The sequence below is a fragment of the Rhizobium fabae genome, from assembly GCF_003985135.1.
Lineage (GTDB): Bacteria > Pseudomonadota > Alphaproteobacteria > Rhizobiales > Rhizobiaceae > Rhizobium > Rhizobium pisi.
The window spans coordinates 30,260-46,923 of record NZ_ML133650.1 but is presented as its reverse complement, the minus strand read 5'-3'; the positions used below and the strand labels follow the sequence as shown (position 1 = coordinate 46,923).

At 58.6% G+C, this 16,664-nt stretch carries 18 protein-coding genes; 15 read left to right on the top strand and 3 right to left on the bottom strand.

Going from position 1 to position 16,664, the window contains the following annotated elements:
• Positions 1-31 precede the first annotated feature (31 nt).
• Positions 32-562 carry an A24 family peptidase gene (locus EFB14_RS13675; protein ID WP_126825988.1) on the bottom strand — a complete coding sequence of 177 codons (531 nt, stop codon included), beginning with the start codon at positions 560-562 and terminating at the stop codon, positions 32-34.
• Between the two features lie 259 nt (positions 563-821).
• On the opposite strand from EFB14_RS13675, the gene EFB14_RS13670 reads away from it, so the two are divergent.
• From EFB14_RS13670 to EFB14_RS13605, 14 genes are all read left to right on the top strand, one after another.
• Positions 822-1,019: a Flp family type IVb pilin gene (locus tag EFB14_RS13670; protein ID WP_125846184.1), complete on the top strand. Its 198-nt coding sequence runs from the start codon at positions 822-824 to the stop codon at positions 1,017-1,019.
• 98 nt (positions 1,020-1,117) lie between these two features.
• Positions 1,118-2,035 (top strand): Flp pilus assembly protein CpaB, encoded by a 918-nt coding sequence (gene cpaB / locus EFB14_RS13665; RefSeq protein ID WP_125846183.1) that lies wholly within the window; start codon positions 1,118-1,120, stop codon positions 2,033-2,035.
• 56 nt (positions 2,036-2,091) lie between these two features.
• Positions 2,092-3,579 (top strand): type II and III secretion system protein family protein, encoded by a 1,488-nt coding sequence (locus EFB14_RS13660; RefSeq protein WP_126825985.1) that lies wholly within the window; start codon positions 2,092-2,094, stop codon positions 3,577-3,579.
• A complete protein-coding gene (locus EFB14_RS13655) occupies positions 3,560-3,865 on the top strand; it encodes a hypothetical protein (RefSeq protein WP_125846181.1) in 306 nt (101 codons plus the stop codon). The genes EFB14_RS13660 and EFB14_RS13655 overlap by 20 nt, the downstream gene beginning before the upstream one ends.
• 94 nt (positions 3,866-3,959) lie before the next feature.
• Positions 3,960-5,561: a TadE/TadG family type IV pilus assembly protein gene (locus tag EFB14_RS13650; protein ID WP_125846180.1), complete on the top strand. Its 1,602-nt coding sequence runs from the start codon at positions 3,960-3,962 to the stop codon at positions 5,559-5,561.
• The gene (locus EFB14_RS13645) at positions 5,558-6,037 is read left to right on the top strand and encodes a TadE/TadG family type IV pilus assembly protein (protein ID WP_125846179.1); all 480 of its coding nucleotides are present in this window, start codon (positions 5,558-5,560) and stop codon (positions 6,035-6,037) included. Before EFB14_RS13650 ends, EFB14_RS13645 begins: the two co-directional genes overlap by 4 nt.
• Positions 6,031-6,654 (top strand): TadE/TadG family type IV pilus assembly protein, encoded by a 624-nt coding sequence (locus EFB14_RS13640; protein ID WP_126825981.1) that lies wholly within the window; start codon positions 6,031-6,033, stop codon positions 6,652-6,654. Before EFB14_RS13645 ends, EFB14_RS13640 begins: the two co-directional genes overlap by 7 nt.
• A 29-nt stretch (positions 6,655-6,683) precedes the next feature.
• Complete coding sequence (locus EFB14_RS13635) at positions 6,684-7,826, top strand: response regulator/pilus assembly protein (RefSeq protein WP_125846177.1); 1,143 nt, start codon at positions 6,684-6,686, stop codon at positions 7,824-7,826.
• Positions 7,823-8,395 carry a L,D-transpeptidase gene (locus EFB14_RS13630; RefSeq protein ID WP_125846176.1) on the top strand — a complete coding sequence of 191 codons (573 nt, stop codon included), beginning with the start codon at positions 7,823-7,825 and terminating at the stop codon, positions 8,393-8,395. Before EFB14_RS13635 ends, EFB14_RS13630 begins: the two co-directional genes overlap by 4 nt.
• A gap of 19 nt (positions 8,396-8,414) precedes the next feature.
• Positions 8,415-9,848 carry a TadA family conjugal transfer-associated ATPase gene (locus EFB14_RS13625; protein WP_125846175.1) on the top strand — a complete coding sequence of 478 codons (1,434 nt, stop codon included), beginning with the start codon at positions 8,415-8,417 and terminating at the stop codon, positions 9,846-9,848.
• Positions 9,845-10,798 carry a type II secretion system F family protein gene (locus tag EFB14_RS13620; RefSeq protein ID WP_126825978.1) on the top strand — a complete coding sequence of 318 codons (954 nt, stop codon included), beginning with the start codon at positions 9,845-9,847 and terminating at the stop codon, positions 10,796-10,798. Before EFB14_RS13625 ends, EFB14_RS13620 begins: the two co-directional genes overlap by 4 nt.
• Before the next feature lie 7 nt (positions 10,799-10,805).
• Positions 10,806-11,750: a type II secretion system F family protein gene (locus tag EFB14_RS13615; protein WP_126825975.1), complete on the top strand. Its 945-nt coding sequence runs from the start codon at positions 10,806-10,808 to the stop codon at positions 11,748-11,750.
• 15 nt (positions 11,751-11,765) lie between these two features.
• On the top strand, positions 11,766-13,070 hold the full coding sequence (locus EFB14_RS13610) for an ATP-binding protein (RefSeq protein WP_126825972.1): 1,305 nt from the start codon (positions 11,766-11,768) through the stop codon (positions 13,068-13,070).
• A gap of 60 nt (positions 13,071-13,130) precedes the next feature.
• On the top strand, positions 13,131-13,706 hold the full coding sequence (locus EFB14_RS13605) for a hypothetical protein (RefSeq protein ID WP_126825969.1): 576 nt from the start codon (positions 13,131-13,133) through the stop codon (positions 13,704-13,706).
• Between the two features lie 116 nt (positions 13,707-13,822).
• Here EFB14_RS13605 and EFB14_RS13600 read toward each other — a convergent pair whose 3' ends face one another.
• Positions 13,823-14,344 (bottom strand): tetratricopeptide repeat protein, encoded by a 522-nt coding sequence (locus EFB14_RS13600; RefSeq protein WP_125846377.1) that lies wholly within the window; start codon positions 14,342-14,344, stop codon positions 13,823-13,825.
• A 258-nt stretch (positions 14,345-14,602) separates the two neighbouring features.
• Between EFB14_RS13600 and EFB14_RS13595 the strand changes: the two genes are divergently transcribed.
• A complete protein-coding gene (locus tag EFB14_RS13595; RefSeq protein ID WP_126825966.1) occupies positions 14,603-15,103 on the top strand; it encodes a hypothetical protein in 501 nt (166 codons plus the stop codon).
• Positions 15,104-15,179: 76 nt separating this feature from the next.
• On the opposite strand, the gene EFB14_RS13590 is transcribed toward EFB14_RS13595, so the two are convergent.
• Complete coding sequence (locus tag EFB14_RS13590; protein ID WP_126825963.1) at positions 15,180-16,664, bottom strand: ArnT family glycosyltransferase; 1,485 nt, start codon at positions 16,662-16,664, stop codon at positions 15,180-15,182.

Here is a 16,664-nt window from a genome sequence, read left to right as displayed (position 1 = left end):
CTTGCGAGGAAGCAGCTATGTCGATGCAAGGTCACCCTAGCTGCTGTCGGATAATGGGCAAAGCCAAGGTGAGGAGCGCGGCGAAAACCATGACGACTCCATAAGGTACTTTCCGGCTCGCCCGGATTTCCTCGACGCGTATGAAAAAGGCGAGATGTGCGACGGGCAGCGGCACCGGCAGCCGCAGGAGCAGGAGCGTCACGACGCCGAGGACGAGAAGCAAAAACGAAAACGGCAGCATTCCGTGCCATCCGACAAAAAGGCCGATCGGCAGGAAAAGCTTGGCGTCTCCTGCGCCAAACAGCCGGAACGCCCAGAGCATCACCCCAAGCATGAACATCAGCAGACCGGCCCCGACGTTGCCGCCAATTCCGCTCGAAGCAAACAGGGCAGCGCCGACATCCTCGGAGCTAAGGATCACGGCCACCGTGCGCAATGCATAAAGTGCAACGAGCGCGAGCACAACCGTGTTGGGAATCTTCCATGAGCGGAAATCGGTCCACGCGGCGTATAGAAAAAGAAATACTGAAATAGAATTAATAACATCGATCATCATTAGCATAGAATTCAACCTTTTGGGCTATTATTGCCTGTTTTCCAAGTTTTGTTCCAATAAAGCCCGACCCGTGAGTCGGTTTTTACGAATGGTACCGCGGACTTTGGTCTTAACCATAAAGTATAGATGTCGAAGCGGCACGTATAAATCAATTGACTAAATTAGAGTTAAGAGATTATTAATGTTCGCAGTCGAAGAGGCGGTCTCGACGACAAGGCGGCCGGGGGGAATTACGGCGCACAACTTATCTGGGAGGAAATTCTCGATGAAAGCCTTTGTAAATAGCGTACGCGCTTTCGCGCGAGAAGAAGATGGCGTCGCACTTACCGAATACCTCATTCTGCTTGCCTTGCTGGTTGGCGGCGTGATCACGGCGGTGACATTGGCCGGCACCAATCTTGCCACCGTTTGGAACGGCTGGGCAGGTTGGTTTACCGCCCACCTGAGCGCCCCGGCAGCCTGATATTGGCGTTCGAAGAAGCGAGGGGTTTTGTTAACCCCTCTCTTCTAAATTAGCATCAATGAATGGATGCGCTCCGTCCAGTGTAGCGAGTAACCGCGATGCGTTCTTCAACGATTTTAAGTCTCGTTATTGCATTTGTACTCGCAGCAGCAGCAGTTTTCGGCATGCGCGAGTATCTCTCCGATCAAAAGGCCCGGCTGCTGGCGATGAACGGCATGAAGGCCGAGGAACGGACACTCATTGTCGCGGCCACGCCAATGCGTTTCGGCGACCGGATTCGATCCGAAAACCTCAGAGCCATTGCATGGCCCTCCAATGAAACACCCGCAGGCTCGTTCGTCAGCATTGAGGCGGTCGTTGGCAGCGATGCCCAGCCGCGCTATGCCATGGCGGCGATCGACCCGGGCGAGCCGGTGCTATCCTCGAAAATCACTGGTACCGGCGAACGCGCCACGCTGTCGGCAGCCCTCGATCAGGGCATGAAGGCGGTTTCCATCCGCGTCAACGACGTGCTCGGCGTTGCCGGCTTCGTAAGGCCTTCCGATCGCGTCGACGTGCTTCTGACGCGGGTCGAGCGCGGGCCGGCAGGCAACGATCAGACCTTCGTTGACGTGTTGCTGCAAGGCGTCAAGGTGCTGGCGGTGGACCAGACGGCAGATGAGCGCAAGGACGAGCCATCCGTCGTCAAAACCGTGACCTTTGAGGTCACGACCGATGAGGCGCAGCGCCTTACCCTCGGCTCCAGTATCGGCACGCTTTCGCTGGCGCTTCGCAATATTGCCTCTTCCTCAGTCGAGCAGACCCGCCCGATCACCGTCGCCGACCTTGGTGGCGGGGCGATGGCGGCGGAGCTCGGCAACGACTTGGAAAAGAATAAGTTGCCAGAACCTGAAAAACAAGTGCAGATTGTGGAACAAAAAGTCGAGCCGGTGTTGCCGGTCGAGCCGAAATGGGTGACGGTAGGGGTCTGGAACACGACGAAGCGCGAGGAGCACCGAGTCGGCCTGGTCCAATGATGTTTATGCGGCCTGCCGCAGGTGCGGTCAGCCGAATGAGGGGGGCTAACGCAGGCATGGCGAATGGCAAGAGAAGAATCGCAGGGACGAAAAGCCTTGCGGCACTGGCGGCAGTGTTTTCGGCCTGTGTGTGTTTAGGGCCTGGATTTGCCGGCCGCGCCAACGCACAGGAAAAGTCGGTCACCTTAGGCAAATCGGTCCAGCATGTGACATTGCCTCCCAACGCGACGCTGACACTCAATACCGGCCAGCCCTTCGGCGATCTCGTCATCGGCAACGCCGAAATGATCGACGTGGTGCCGCTTTCCGACAAGTCGCTGTTCATTCGTGGCAAGAAGATCGGCGCCACCAATATCTCGGTCTATGGCGACGACAAGGCGCTTCTCGGTGTCATCGACATCCGCGTTGCCAGCGATTTCACCGAAGTCGCCGCCGCCATTCGCTCTGCCGCGCCCTCGGCCCGGGTTACCGTGGTCAACTCCAACGATCGCATTCGCCTGACAGGCATGGTCCGTGACGGCGTCGAATTGCAGCGGGTGATGGACGTCGCCCAGTCCTACTCCGACCAACCGGTGCTGAACCAGTTGCGCGTCAGCGACAGCCAGCAGGTGATGCTGGAGGTCCGTGTCATTGAAGCCTCACGCCAGACGGGTCGTGACCTCGGGATCGGCTGGTCCGGGCGCGGCAACAACGGCATCGGCAAGGCAACGACCAGCCAGGGTATCGGCGTGGACGATAACGGCAGCCTGGTACGTACCCTCGTTGACCCCAAGGGTGCGGCAACAGGTATGCTACCCTTCGGCCAGTTGATCGCCAAGGTTCTGGAAATTTCGGGCGGCCGCATCGACGTGGTCATCAACGCGCTCGAGCAGAAGGGATTGGTGCGTCGTCTGGCTCAGCCCAACCTCATCGCAATGAGCGGCTCGACCGCCAGCTTCCATGCCGGCGGTGAAGTGCCGATCCTGAAGACGACGAACAACGGCACGACAGTCGCCACCGAGACGGACTATCGCCCCTTTGGTGTGCGGCTGACCTTCAAGCCGGTGGTGCTTGACGACGGCGTCATCAATTTGGAGATCGAGCCTGAGGTTTCCGAGATTGATCCGTCGATCAACGTCAACGGCAATCCGGGTTTCATCTCGCGCGCTGCCAGCACCACGGTAGCGCTTCGCGACGGCCAGAGCTTTGCCATGGCGGGCCTGCTGCAGTCGATCAATGCCAAAGACATCCAGCAACTGCCTGGCCTCGGGCAGATACCGGTCCTCGGCGCCCTGTTCCGTTCGACGAGTTTCCAGAAGAAGGAATCCGACCTCGTTATCGTCGTCACTCCGCACATTGTGCGGCCGGCCCGCCCGGGTGAAGACCTCTACAGTCCGCTCGATCAGACGCGTTCGTCCAACGACGCCGAGCTTTTCGCGCTCGGTGTCCTGGAGGTCGACAAGGATATGCTCCGACGCTTTCGCAATGGCGTAGGTGTGACTGGGCCTTATGGCCATCGTCTCGACCTGAACCAGGGAGGCCAAGTTGCTCTTACAAAACGCTAAGCGCGTCCTTCTCGTCCTTGCAGCCGCCGGCCTGGCTTCGGGCTGCGCCGATTACATGAACCATCGCGACACCATCACCTTCGGGGCCGGCAACGCGATGGAAGCCAACAAGGCGATCCATACCGAGGACCCGTTCCCGCCGGAAGCTCAGCGAACCCGTATCGCAAGCGACGGCAAGGTGATCCGCAGGGTGGTCACTCAGTACCAGAACGGCGGGGCGGGCGTTATTCAGCCGCCGGCCATGGAGGCCAATGGTGCGTCCAGTGGGGCCACTGTTAGCCAGTAGCTGTTCGAAAGGCATGAACGGCGGCCGCGCGCCGGAAGGGAAAATGCACGAAACAGGGTCGTCACGGCGATAGCGCCGTGATGGGGGTATGCCAATGCTGAGCAGGGTTGTCAGACGGTTCTGGAACGATCATCGTGGCTATGTCATCGCCTTGACGCTCATCGCCATGCCAATGCTTCTCGGCTTTTCGCTTCTGATCATCGATGTCGGCCGCAGCAGCAACCTCCATACTGATCTCCAGAACGCGGTCGATGCGATGGCGCTGGCCGGAGCCCGCGAACTCGATGGCCGCGATGATGCCATTTCGAGGGCACAAACGGCGGTCGAGAAAATCGCCAATAGTGCGGCTTTTTCAGGCGGCGGGACCGGCATGTCGCTTGGCTCTTATATTACCGTGGCCTACCATGCCGGAAACGATGCCGGGAGCACGGTCACCGTGCTTTTTCTGAAGAGCATCCCGGCCGACGACGATACGCCCATCCCGTCTTCGATGGAAACGACAACGGCCAGCGAAGCTTCCTACGCCTGGGTCATCGCCAAGCCGCAGGCGATGACGACGATCTTTCCGATCCCGGTTGGCTTCACCCGCAATACGATCAACATCTCTGCCGACGCCGTGGCGGTATACCACGCCAGCGCCTGCGACGTGACGCCGATCTTTATCTGCAATCCGTTCGAGCCGGCGGGGAACACGAGTGAAAGCGCCAGCGAAACTGCAGCTGCGGCCTTGCACACCAATTTTGCGGCCGGCAATCTCTACGGGCGACAGATCGAGCTTCACAGCACTTCGGCGTCCAATCCCGGTCCCGGCAATTTCGGGTTCCTGCGGACCCCCCTGGGCAATGGTGCGTCCGTCCTGGCGGAGGCTCTTGCCACCGGCAATCCTGGTACCTGCTACACACAGGACAGCCTCGATACGGAGACCGGCGCAATGGCGGGGCCAGTCGAGGACGGCGTGAATACGCGCTTCGGCTATTACTCCTCATCCTTTAACAAGGCGAACGGAGATTATCGTTACCGACCCGCCCAAAACGTACGCTCCGCTCAGACAATCACCGGTAAGGGAAAGAAGGCCTGCGATACCTACAATCCGGTCACGGTCGGAGCCGTTGTCGGCGATGCCACCAAGGCTTTGCCGCTAGGCTACGGAGCGGCCATGACCTCGCTTTCCGGCGGCCAGATCAGCAGCAGCAACAATTGGCAGTACACGACATATTGGAACGTCGCGCAGGGAACGGCCGTGCCCTCGGTGAGCACGGTCCTGAGCAACTACTCCAGTTATCCAGCGCCGACTGGAACACCAGGCCAACCCTCCGCTTACGATGTTTATCGTTACGAGCTTGCAAACCCGTCTCTCATCAGCCATGCCTCGGCGAATGGTGAGACCGGAACACCGGCAACTGGCGGCCAGTGCTATAGCGGCCCGGACCTTTCGAACTATACGGCGGCCGAATATGGTGATCGCCGCGAGATCTTCTCAGCCATTGTCAATTGTGGCTATGAAGCCTCAGTCGGCCATCTAAACGGTCATAAGGCCACTCGCGCCGTGGCCTTCGCGCGCATGTTCCTGACCAAGCCGGCGATAAAGGATGCCGGCGAACGATACCTTTCCCTGGAGATGATCGACATCACCGGCAAGGGTGGTCGCGGTACGCTGGACGAATTCCTGCGGGAAGAAGCGGAGCTGGTCAGATGATGGCGCTCCGCAACTTTATCAGGCATCGGCTTTGCCTCGGCTTCTGGCGGCGGGAGGAAGGCGCGGTGCTTGCCGAAGCGTTGCTCGCCATTCCCTTTGTGACGTTCTTTGCGGCGGGGATACTGGAGTTTGGCAGCATCTTCTGGCAGCGTATGCAGATCGACGCAGGCTTGCGCGATGCGGGGCGTTACCTTTCGCGATGCCGACCGGCGTCGGGAACCTATGTGCCGACATGTAATCAGGCGACTGCGAAGACGATCGCCTTTTACGGAACCCAAACACCTGCGGCAGACGCTCAACCCCGTGTACCCGGCTGGACGAACGCTGCCGATATCACCATCACTGCACCCGATGCAGACGGGAACATCACCATTTCCACTGCTCATCTTTACCAGGCTTCGCCGGTGTTCGGCTTTCTGGGAATCGATGCGATCACGATCAGTTCCTCCCACGAAGAGAGATACATCGGATGGTGACCTTTCGGGCGATCAGGACATTCTGGCAGGATAGCAGTGGTGCCAGCCTTATCGAAGCATTGCTTACCTTTCCGATCGTCATGCTGGTATTCGCCGCCTTCATCGAGTTCGGCTATGCAATGTCTCAGTGGAATCAGACGGTCAAGGCACTGCAATATGGTGCCCGTTTGGCCGCTGTATCCGATCCGGTGACAACGAATTTCAATGCCGTTTTCCCGGTCGGAGCTGCCGATCCACTCAACAACGGCAAAGCGGCGCCAAACGATGCAACAATATCCTCGACCTGCGGACCGGCTCTTGCCAACTGCACGGCGGCATTGAACCGGATCGTCCTGGGGAGCGACGGCGTTTGCAGCGCGGGAACTGATCCTCACCCCGGCATTTGCGACCTCAATTGGCGCATCACGCCGGATAAGCTGATGGTCACCTATCAGCGATCGGGGCTCGGCTATTGGGGCCGGCCGGACGGGCCTGTGCTGACGATGCGGCTGGAGGTGCGCAATATCACCTTCGATCTGCCGATCCTCGGCGGGCTGCTGGGACTTAACGACGTCACCATCCCGGCTCATCCGGTGACGATCACGACGGAAGATCTAAAGACGTGCTCAACCTGCTGACTCCTTAAATTACGCGTAGGAAAGCGAAAATGACAGCTCACATGAACATTGCCGCATCTACCAAGATCCTGGTTCTCTCCGACGATGCGGCTGCAGCGAGCTTCATGCTCGATACGTTCGGGTCGCTTTCGCGTTACGATGTCCGCCATCTGGCGCTGAAGGCGCTGGGGGAAAAGGGCCGTTTCGATCCGACGAAGTTCGACCTGATCGTTCTCGACGTCGACAACGGGAATTTGCTGCACCAGCCGGAGCTTTTCGCATTTCGCACCAGCTATCGGGACATTCCGCTCGTCGTCGTTTCCGAAGACCTGCCGGATGACATGCTGCGGCTGCTCTTCCGCCTGAACGGCAATGACTGGCTGAAGAAGCCGCTCGAGCGCCGCGCACTGATCGACATGATTTCGACCCATGCGCCAGGCACTGGAGCCAGCGACAGCCGGGTGCATGCCGTGGTCTCAGCCGTCGGTGGCGCAGGCGCCAGCATGATCGCTTCGTCGCTTGCGCATGTGCTGGCCCAGCCGACCAAGAATTCCACGCCTCGGATTGACCTGTTCGACATGGATTTTTGCTCCGGGACGCTTGGCTACTATCTCAACCTCGTCAACGACTACGACTTGAAACCAGTCATCGCCAATCCTTCCCGGGTCGATCTGGAATTCATCGATCTGGTGCGAAAGCGTCATTCGGGGGGCTTTTCACTGCTGTCCTTCAAGCAGCCATCAGTCCTTTTGGCACCGAAGGGCAGGGAACTCGTGCTGCGTATGCTCGACGTGGCCGCCTTCGAGAGCGACCATACGATCATCGACATTCCCTATTATGACACGCCGTGGAAATACGAGGTGCTCACTTCGGTCAACAGCGTCTGCATCGTCACCGAAATGACGGTCCCTGCACTTTCTCAAGCCAAGGATTTGTTTGCCAATCTGGTACGGCTGCGTGGCAGTTCGGATCAGATATTCATCGTCATCAACAAATACCGCTCCAAGCTTTTCGGCCTCGGCCTGCGCCGACAACAAACGGAAAAGATATTCAAGGAGATCCCGACGCATGTCATTGCGGATGACTGGGATACTTTGAGCGAGGCGGTCAACCGCGGCGTGCTGCCATTTCAAGTGAATTCCCGGGCGCGCTTCTGCGGCGCGGTCGGTAAGCTTGGAGCACTGGTGCGATGAGGTCGATCGACAATGGGCGCATAAGGTCCTGCGCCGCCGATGTCGGCCTTGCGGTTTTGGCAATTCTGGCCGCTGTCGGAGATGCCGCGGCAGGCGGGCTTGTGCCGCGAAGCCTTGGGCCGACGACAAGCGCCGTGGTGACGATCGAAAAAAGGTACGCGGCTGGGACTATCGTCATCGTCAGCGGCAATCGTACGCTGGATCTCGTCATCTCCGAAGGACGCGCGATCCGTTACAAAATCGGCGTCGGACGAGACGGATTTCGCTGGAGCGGTACGGTCAAGGTTGGACGCAAGGCAGAGTGGCCTGACTGGCGCCCGCCTGCCGAGATGAAGGCGCGCGCGGCTGGACTTCCGGACCTGGTACCTGCCGGGCCGCTCAATCCATTGGGTGCTCGCGGGATCTATCTCTACAAGGGCGGGACCGACACGCTCTACCGCATTCATGGAACGAACGAGCAGTCGACGGTCGGCGGTTTCGCGTCATCGGGCTGTTTTCGCATGAGCAATGCCGACGTCATCGATCTCTATCAGAGGGTGAAAGTCGGTTCCACGGTCATTGTAAAATAAGAGTTCGGGGGCGGGAAACATGGCGAACGGTATCATGGGGCGTTTCTACAAGCAGCGGGAGCCGGAAAGCCGGGAACATCTGGAGGCGGCCGAACTGTCTTTGGTCGGCGCAGTTGAGAACATGCCTGCCCAACCCACGGCGAGTGGCGAAGAGGCTTCGCTCGGGCCGGACATGGTTTCCGAGCGGGTCAACCTGCACCGCTACCTGCTCGATCGCATCAACCTCGGGATCCTCGACACACTCGACAACGAGGAGATCGCCACCGAGATCCGGCCGTTGGTCAAGGACTATATCCGGACCAACAACTTTCCGCTGAATGCCAAGGAAATCAATGATCTGATCCGCGATATTACCGACGAGATGCTCGGGCTGGGACCGATCGAGCCGCTGCTGGCCGACGACACAATCGCAGATATTCTCATCAACGGCTACAACAGCGTCTATGTCGAGCGGAGCGGCAAGCTCGAGAGCACCGCCGTGCGGTTCAAAGACGAGGACCATCTCCTTCGGGTGATCAACAAGATCGTCTCGGCGGTTGGCCGCCGTGTCGACGAGTCAACACCGATGGTTGACGCCCGCCTCAAGGATGGCTCGCGTGTCAACGTCGCCATCAGGCCGATCTCGGTCGATGGGCCGCTCGTTTCCATTCGTAAATTCACGCGCAAGCCGCTGACAATGGAGCGCCTGGTGCAATATGGCGCCATGGCCGATGCGATGCGCATCCTCCTCAGCGCCGCGGTCAAGGGCAAGGTGTCCATGGTCATTTCAGGCGGCACCGGTTCTGGCAAGACCACCTTGCTGAACGCGCTCTCGTCGCAGATTTCTCCAAAGGAGCGCCTGATCACCATCGAGGACGCGGCCGAGCTTCAACTGCAGCAGCCACATGTCGGGCGTTTGGAAACCCGGCCGCCGACGCTCGACGGACGCAACGAGATCCGGCAACGCGAACTTTTGAAAAACGCCCTGCGCATGCGTCCCGACCGCATCATCGTCGGCGAAGTACGCGGCGACGAGGCGTTCGACATGCTGCAGGCGATGAATACCGGTCACGAGGGGTCGATGACGACCATTCACGCCAACACGCCGCGCGATGCCGTCGGGCGGCTCGAGCAGATGGTCGGCATGGCAGGGATGCCGATGTCGCAGTTGAGCATTCGCTCGCAGATCTCGTCCGCCATCACCATGATCGTGCAGGTCCAGCGCCTAAGCGACGGCAGCCGCAAGGTTGTCTCGATTTCCGAGATCACCGGCATGGAGGGCGAAGTCGTGCAGATGCAGGAGATTATGAAATTCAAGAAAATCAGCACCGATGAAGGCGGGCGGATCCATGGAGAATTCCGCGCCACCGGCATCCGGCCGCGGTTCGTCGAGGAATTTGCCGAACTCGGGATCGAGGTCCCTTTGACGATTTTTGATCCCGGCAAACCGCTGCAAACGGGACCCGTTCAATGACCCTGACTCTCCTTTACGCGGCTGTTTTCACCGCCGCCCTTGTTGCTGTCGAAGCGATAATGCGCGGCTACTTCAAGACATCCGAACGCCACCGCGCCGTGAACCATCGGCTGAGCTTGCTCGAGGTCAGCGATGATCATCGCAAGACCTATAACGATATGCTGAAGGAGCGCGGTGCCGGCGGCGGTTGGCGGCAAACCCCCATCATGCAGCGGCTGCTGCAGTTCTACGCCCAGTCCGGAATCAAGTTCGATGCCAGGCGATTCGCTCTCTTTGCGATCGCGGGCGCCCTTGTGACGTGGCTGGCCGTGGGGTTCCTCGTGCCGAGCACTCTGTTTAGGATCCCCGTCTTTCTCCTCGTCTGCCTCCTTATCCCGGCACTGGTCGTCTGGCGCGCACGGGCGCGCCGCATGAGGAAATTCGAACTGAAGCTTCCTGAAGCGCTCGATGTCGCCAATCGAAGCTTGGCCGCCGGCCACCCTCTACCGGCGGCGATTTCTTTGGTGGCACGCGAGATGCCTGATCCGATCGGCACCGAATTCGGTCTCCTCTCCGATGAACTCACCTACGGCGTGACGCTGGACGATGCCCTTGTCAACTTGGCCGACCGGGTCGGCGTCGAGGACCTGAACCTGCTTGCGATATCGCTGGGCGTTCAGGCGGGAACCGGCGGAAATCTCGTGGAGATCCTGCAGAACCTGTCGAAGACGCTGCGCGACCGGTATATGCTGAAGGCAAAGGTCAAGGCGATTTCCTCGGAAGGACGCATCACGGCGATCTTCATGTCGCTCTATCCGTTTCTGCTCTACGCGATGATCAAGGCGTTGTCGCCGACCTACTTCGATCCCGTCTGGGATAGCGGCCACGGAACCACGGTGGTGAGCGTGCTGCTGGCCGTCATGGCGATCGGGAATGTCATTCTCTACAAGATGGTCAACTTCGAGTACTGAGGCGGTCATGTCGAGTGAGTATGGAATTTACCTCATCGTCTTCTTTGCCGTGCTGATCTTTTCTGCAGCGGCATCGGAATTGTTTTTTCGGCAGCGCGAGGTTTCGGTTCGGGTATCGAAGAGCGCGGCGGCAACAGGCGAAGAGTTCCACCTTGGCGATACGACGATTGCCGATCTCGGCGAGGCGGAAAACCGCCTGATCCGTCGCTATTTCGAGATTACTCGACGTGACACCAATGCGAACTCCACCCAGAACCGCCTGATCCGGGCGGGGTATTTCGGTGCCGGCGCCGTGAGCACCTTCCAGGTGGTTCGCGCGGTGGTCTGTATCAGCGTGCTGGTCGCGGCGGTCTGGGCTCTAAACGGGCTCGCGCCGAACATGTCGCGGGTGGCGACGCTGATCGTTGCCATGTTTGCTGCGGGCGTAGCCTTTATTCTGGTCAACATCTATATCGACCGGCGTGGCGGCGCCAAGGAGAGGGAGTACCGCCGCCTCTTCCCCGATTTCATGGATATGCTGATCGTCTGCCTCGATGCGGGGATGAGCATCGAGGCTGCGGCGAACCGTGTTGCCCGCGAGTTCGTTGCCAAGCGGCAGGATTTCGGCCTGCATCTCTCGATCATGATGCTGGAAGTGCGGGGCGGCCGGCGATTGCGCGAGGCGCTCGCTAACCTTGCCATCCGCCTCAGGATTGACGAAGCCCGGGCCCTTTCCGTTCTGTTCCGTCAATCGGAAGAACTCGGGACCAGCGTAACGCAGACGCTGCGGGTCTACTGCAAGGAAATGCGCGACCTCCGTATTGTTCGTGCGGAGGAAAAGGCAAACGCCTTGCCGGTCAAAATGCTGCTGCCGCTCGGCGCGTTCCTTTTTCCGGTAAGCCTCATCATCGTTCTCGTTCCCGTAGTTATCCGCGTCGTCAGTCTTCTCGTCAGCATGAAACCCGGCGGTTGAGCCAAGCGAGGTCGTATGCAGTATTCGCTCGAACAGGATCGTAAGGATGCCATCATTTCCCTCGATCCGCGTATGCCGATGGCACCGGCAAGCATAGAACAAGCCGGACTGGATTTGTCGTTCCTGCTTCGGCTGGCGGTAAAATGCGCGGCCGAGCAGGATACAACCACGGCATCTCATCTGGCGGACCGCATGAGATTGCCGAAAGTGATCGTCAATATCCTGATCAAGGAACTCGTGAAACTCGCATATCTCGAGGCTCGCGGCTTGGCCGGTGAGGATGTGCGATCCGATATTCGATATGCGCTTTCCATGAAGGGGTTCGAATATGCCCACGCGGCGTCGCGTCAATGCCAATATGTCGGGCCGGCGCCGGTATCGCTGGACGCGTTCTGCCGGCAAGTAGTTTTGCAGTCCATCCATGACGAACGCGTGACCCCTGAGCGGTTGAACGACAGCCTTGACGGGCTTGTGCTCTCAAACACCTTGGTTGAAAAGCTCGGCCCGGCCATCAACTCCGGTCGCTCCATCCTGCTTTACGGACCACCCGGCAACGGAAAGACGAGCATCGCCGAGCGGACGTCGCAACTGTTTCGCCAAACAATCTGGGTGCCCTATGCCATCGAGGTCGGCGGCCATGTCATCAGTTTCTATGACGAAGCGGTGCATCACCCCGTATCGGAGGCTGGCACAGAATCCCATCCGAAAGCCGATCAACGATGGATCGAATGCCGCCGTCCGGTGATCAAGACGGGCGGGGAATTGACCCTCGATCAGCTCGATCTCACCTTCAACGAAGGACCGAATGTCTATGAAGCGCCCATCCACTTGAAGGCGTCCGGCGGCGTTTTCATCATCGACGACTTCGGGCGCCAACAAGTGGCGCCGCAGGCGCTCATCAATCGTTGGATTGTACCGCTCGAGCGCGGATATGACTTCCTGACGCTGCACACCGGCAAGAAGTTCAGGGTTCCCTTTGACGAGTTGGTGGTATTTTCGACGAATATCGCACCGAAGGACCTTTCCGACGAGGCGGGCTTGCGGCGCCTCAAATACAAGATCTTTGTGAACACGCCGTCGCGCGACGAATATATCAGAATCTTCAAATCCTATGCCAGTGGCACCGGATTGGTTGTCAGTGATCCAGACCTGAACCTGTTTTACGATCGCAAGTACAACGGCGATATGCCGGCATCTTGCTATCATCCGAAATATCTTCTGGATTTCGTCAGTTCTTACTGCAATTTCAACGGTATAGCCGGAAACGCATCGCTCGACATGCTCGAACGGGCCTGGGAAGGCGTGTTTACATCGGAATGATCGCGGACTTGGCGCTGATCGCGGCCAACGCAGATTAAATGACTTACGGGGAGTAATCGAATGACCAGCATTCCGAATATCGAGGTCGAAGCCGACCGCGCAAAACCAAGCAATTTGCGAACAATAGAGCAGAGAGGCTCAAAAAGCCCGCTACTCGTCGGTTTGCTCCTGATGCTCTTGCCTGTGAATGCTGGCGTTCTCATCTATACCGCCAAAAACTCAGCGGATGTTCGCGAGAGCCGCGAGACCATTGGCGCGCTTAAAAGGTCTATCGATGGCCTGAGAGGACAACTGGAAAAGCAGTCGCACAACATCGCGGATAATGCCAAGGCCGACGACGTCGCACTTGTCCGCCAGGAGGTGGATAGCCTGCAAAAGGCTGTTTTGTCGATGAACGAACGGATGAGTAATGACACAAGCGGCGCACGCATGGGTTCAGCTTTGGTCCTTAGCGCGCCCGGCAAGGAACCGGCACAATTTTTCGCACCGCCGCTCCCTGCCGTGCCGGCGGAAACTCAAACTCCGGATAGCACTCTTGCATCCATCCAAGCCGGGGGCATTTCAGTGAATGACCTGCCGCGTTACGAACGAACACTCTCGCCGGAAGGCCAGCTCATACTTCGCAAGGCCCGGTAAATAACGACGTCGCCGAAATCTCCAAAGCAATCGCTGCCAAGGGCGCCGCGCCGATGCTCGCGATGCGACAAAGGCGCTCCAATCTCGACGCAGATTGCCGATCGCTGAAAGGCCTATCACCGCTGAGCGTAATTTACGCTGTTCTTCATCAATTCGAGGTTACGGGCAGTGATTTCATTTCCGGGATCAAGCTCATAGGCTTTCAGGAAATACCCTCTGGCAGTGCGCAAATCACCGCGTAATAGGTGAGAATATCCGATATTGTTGTAGTAGACCGGGGTGTTGCCGATCATTCGCGAGAGCTGCTTGTAGGCGCGATCGGACGTGTCGAAGCGGGCAACCATGTCGGCGGAGGCCGCTAAGCCTAGCCAAGCGGCCGGATCCTGCGGAAAAACGTCAACCGCTCGCTTGTAAATGGCGTAGGATTTTCCGTAGTTCTTTTCCTGAAACTGCAGTTTGCCGGTGGTTATCAACTCGTCGTTCTTATAGAAGGCGACAGCGGAGTCATCCTCGACGGTCTTTGCACTATCGCCATAAGCAGCAAGGCCATCAACGCCGGATGACTGGCAACCAGCTAAAATCGCTCCAGTCGCTATCAAAAGCGCAATGCATTTAGTCCCAGCTCTGATCTGCAACATTGGCAATTTGATCCCCATCGGACACTCTTACCTAAGACTCGGATGCGTTCACCGGCAATCATCGTGAAAAAAAGCTAACAACTCAAGAATTTAAGCATATACTCACAAAAAAGCGAGAGAGACGGTCATCGCCGGAATGCGAGGGCGTGATAAAAATGCCTACTATCCAAAGTAGGCATTATGTGCCGCGTGACTCCTTGAGTGGAAATCAATCAACGTCGCCTATCCCCCTCCTCAGGTCGAAGGATGGAACGCTGCATGTGGATCGCTATTTTCACGATGATGCGACTTGGCCCATCGCTGGCCTACGCAATAGCATTGCTCTTCGTTCTTAGCATGCCGCTCTTGGAAAGCCACCCCTCAAGTGCGTTCGCCTGGTGGCTGTATATGACAATACTTCCGGTCATGCGCGAGCCCATCTATCTGCTTTTGGCTGTACCCGGCGTTGGAATTTGGAGTGCCACGGTCCTGTTGGTGCTTGCATCGATTTTCGGGATTCGAGTGGCCGTGCAGCCGCAACGACACCACCGTTCAGGGTTCATCCATGCCCATATCGCGCTGATCGCGACCGGTCTATCTTTGGGGAAGGCAGCAGTTGCACAAGCTGGCCTTTCCGACTTTGCGCTGCCTCAATTTCAACGAGGCGACTGGTCGTTCCTGCCGCTAGCCCAACCGCTTGGGACCTTCCTTTTCATATCCGTATTTTTGGCATGCATCTGCTGGCACTTGACAGTCATCAAGCGTGCAATATCGGCGTGATAGAAAAGCGTTGAACCGCCCCCGCCGGAAGCTGGCGCTGGACGCGGCCTGGAAGGAGCTGAAATCCTGATTTCGTTCAGTCCGGCTGGTTGACCCAGGCATAGCCGAAACGATAGCGGTCGTCGCCGCGCTGATAGAAATAGGGTGCGTCGATCACCAATGCCTCAGGCGCGGATGCGCCGAGATTGGCTTGCAACCATTGAGCCATGGCTGGCGGAAGCGCTTCGCTTCCGCCCCTGGGGAGGAGCCACACCAGGAGAAGCGGTCGCCGGCTGGAGAGATCCGGGTTGAAGCCGGGATAATCCATGGAAACGACTGGTACGCCGGGAATATCCTGCCTGAGATTGCCGGCAAGCAGGCTGTCGCCGGCCAGGATTGCCGCCGGTTCGGCCTGTTGGCGCAAGGTTTCCAACATCGTGGCATAGGGCCTGTTCAGCCGCTCGTAATGACCGGTGAAGCGTGCGGCTGCGACGCTGCCGTAAAGGGCTGATGGCACGCCGATCATGATGATGGCGATGACGGCTATGAACCGTCGGAACGCTCGGTCTGTCACGACGCCTGCCGCCTCGATCTTCAGGCAAAGATAGAGCGGCAGGATGAAGAGCATCGGCACCAGCCAGCGATCCTTGATGCCGGCAGCACCGCCGAAGACAATCAGCAACAGAATGCCGATGACGAAAACGAGCATCATCCGCTCGATGAGCCGCGTCCATTCCGAATGGGCAGCGAACGCCGCGCGCAGGCTCTTGCCGAAGACGGCCGCAAACACGGCCATCGTCAATCCGGCAAAGCCGATGATGGCGAGCCCGAGCGAACCGACGCCCATGGCCACCTGCATCGGATAGCTCGCATTGTTGCTCGCGGTCATCTTTTCCATCGTTCGCGCGGTCGCAAAATGGAGATTGTCCCTGAGCCAGAAGAGATGCGGCAGGGTTATGAGGAGCGCCACCGCTGCAGTCAGCGCGAGTCGCCAGTCGAAGATCCGCGGCCGCAGGCGCGCATCCGCCAGCGCCGCAACCAGGGCTGCGGCCGGCAGGATCGCGAAATTGTACTTGGCAAGCAGGCCGAAGCCAATGCCGATGCCGGCGATCAGGTAGGAGCTGAGGCTCGGTTGCTTCAGGCTGCGAACGAAACCGTAGAAGAAGACTGTGGCCGAGAAGAACACGGCGACCGTATGCGTCAGGTCTCGCTGCATTTCGAAAGCCATCTGCGGGATCGTCAGCAGCCCGAGCGTTGCGATCGCGGCAAGCGCCTTGTCGCGCAGGATGAGACGCGCGGTCAGGCCATAGAGCAGGTAAGAGGTGAAGAGCAGAAGGTTCTTCACCACCGAAAGGGCGGCAAGCGAAACGCCGGCAAACTGGAAGACCGTATACTGAAGCCAGTTGTAGAAAGGCGGCTGCGGGCCATAACCGGCGGCGAGCCATTGCGAGCGGAAGGCCTGCTCGGCCTCGTCGAGATCGAGCGAATGGGAGGTCGCGAGCCGCACGCCGAATTGAAGCGTGAAATAGGCGGCCAGCAGGATGAAAATCCATCGCATGTCGCGAAGGCTGGTTTCGGTCAT

Excerpts from the sequence above, each read along its gene's own strand:
- EFB14_RS13675 (WP_126825988.1), bottom strand. The coding sequence starts at position 562 with ATGCTAATGATGATCGATGTTATTAATTCTATTTCAGTATTTCTTTTT.
- EFB14_RS13670 (WP_125846184.1), top strand. The coding sequence starts at position 822 with ATGAAAGCCTTTGTAAATAGCGTACGCGCTTTCGCGCGAGAAGAAGAT.
- cpaB (WP_125846183.1), top strand. The coding sequence starts at position 1,118 with ATGCGTTCTTCAACGATTTTAAGTCTCGTTATTGCATTTGTACTCGCA.
- EFB14_RS13660 (WP_126825985.1), top strand. The coding sequence starts at position 2,092 with ATGGCGAATGGCAAGAGAAGAATCGCAGGGACGAAAAGCCTTGCGGCA.
- EFB14_RS13650 (WP_125846180.1), top strand. The coding sequence starts at position 3,960 with ATGCTGAGCAGGGTTGTCAGACGGTTCTGGAACGATCATCGTGGCTAT.
- EFB14_RS13645 (WP_125846179.1), top strand. The coding sequence starts at position 5,558 with ATGATGGCGCTCCGCAACTTTATCAGGCATCGGCTTTGCCTCGGCTTC.
- EFB14_RS13640 (WP_126825981.1), top strand. The coding sequence starts at position 6,031 with ATGGTGACCTTTCGGGCGATCAGGACATTCTGGCAGGATAGCAGTGGT.
- EFB14_RS13635 (WP_125846177.1), top strand. The coding sequence starts at position 6,684 with ATGACAGCTCACATGAACATTGCCGCATCTACCAAGATCCTGGTTCTC.
- EFB14_RS13630 (WP_125846176.1), top strand. The coding sequence starts at position 7,823 with ATGAGGTCGATCGACAATGGGCGCATAAGGTCCTGCGCCGCCGATGTC.
- EFB14_RS13625 (WP_125846175.1), top strand. The coding sequence starts at position 8,415 with ATGGCGAACGGTATCATGGGGCGTTTCTACAAGCAGCGGGAGCCGGAA.
- EFB14_RS13620 (WP_126825978.1), top strand. The coding sequence starts at position 9,845 with ATGACCCTGACTCTCCTTTACGCGGCTGTTTTCACCGCCGCCCTTGTT.
- EFB14_RS13615 (WP_126825975.1), top strand. The coding sequence starts at position 10,806 with ATGTCGAGTGAGTATGGAATTTACCTCATCGTCTTCTTTGCCGTGCTG.
- EFB14_RS13610 (WP_126825972.1), top strand. The coding sequence starts at position 11,766 with ATGCAGTATTCGCTCGAACAGGATCGTAAGGATGCCATCATTTCCCTC.
- EFB14_RS13605 (WP_126825969.1), top strand. The coding sequence starts at position 13,131 with ATGACCAGCATTCCGAATATCGAGGTCGAAGCCGACCGCGCAAAACCA.
- EFB14_RS13600 (WP_125846377.1), bottom strand. The coding sequence starts at position 14,344 with ATGTTGCAGATCAGAGCTGGGACTAAATGCATTGCGCTTTTGATAGCG.
- EFB14_RS13595 (WP_126825966.1), top strand. The coding sequence starts at position 14,603 with ATGTGGATCGCTATTTTCACGATGATGCGACTTGGCCCATCGCTGGCC.
- EFB14_RS13590 (WP_126825963.1), bottom strand. The coding sequence starts at position 16,664 with ATGACCGAAACCAGCCTTCGCGACATGCGATGGATTTTCATCCTGCTG.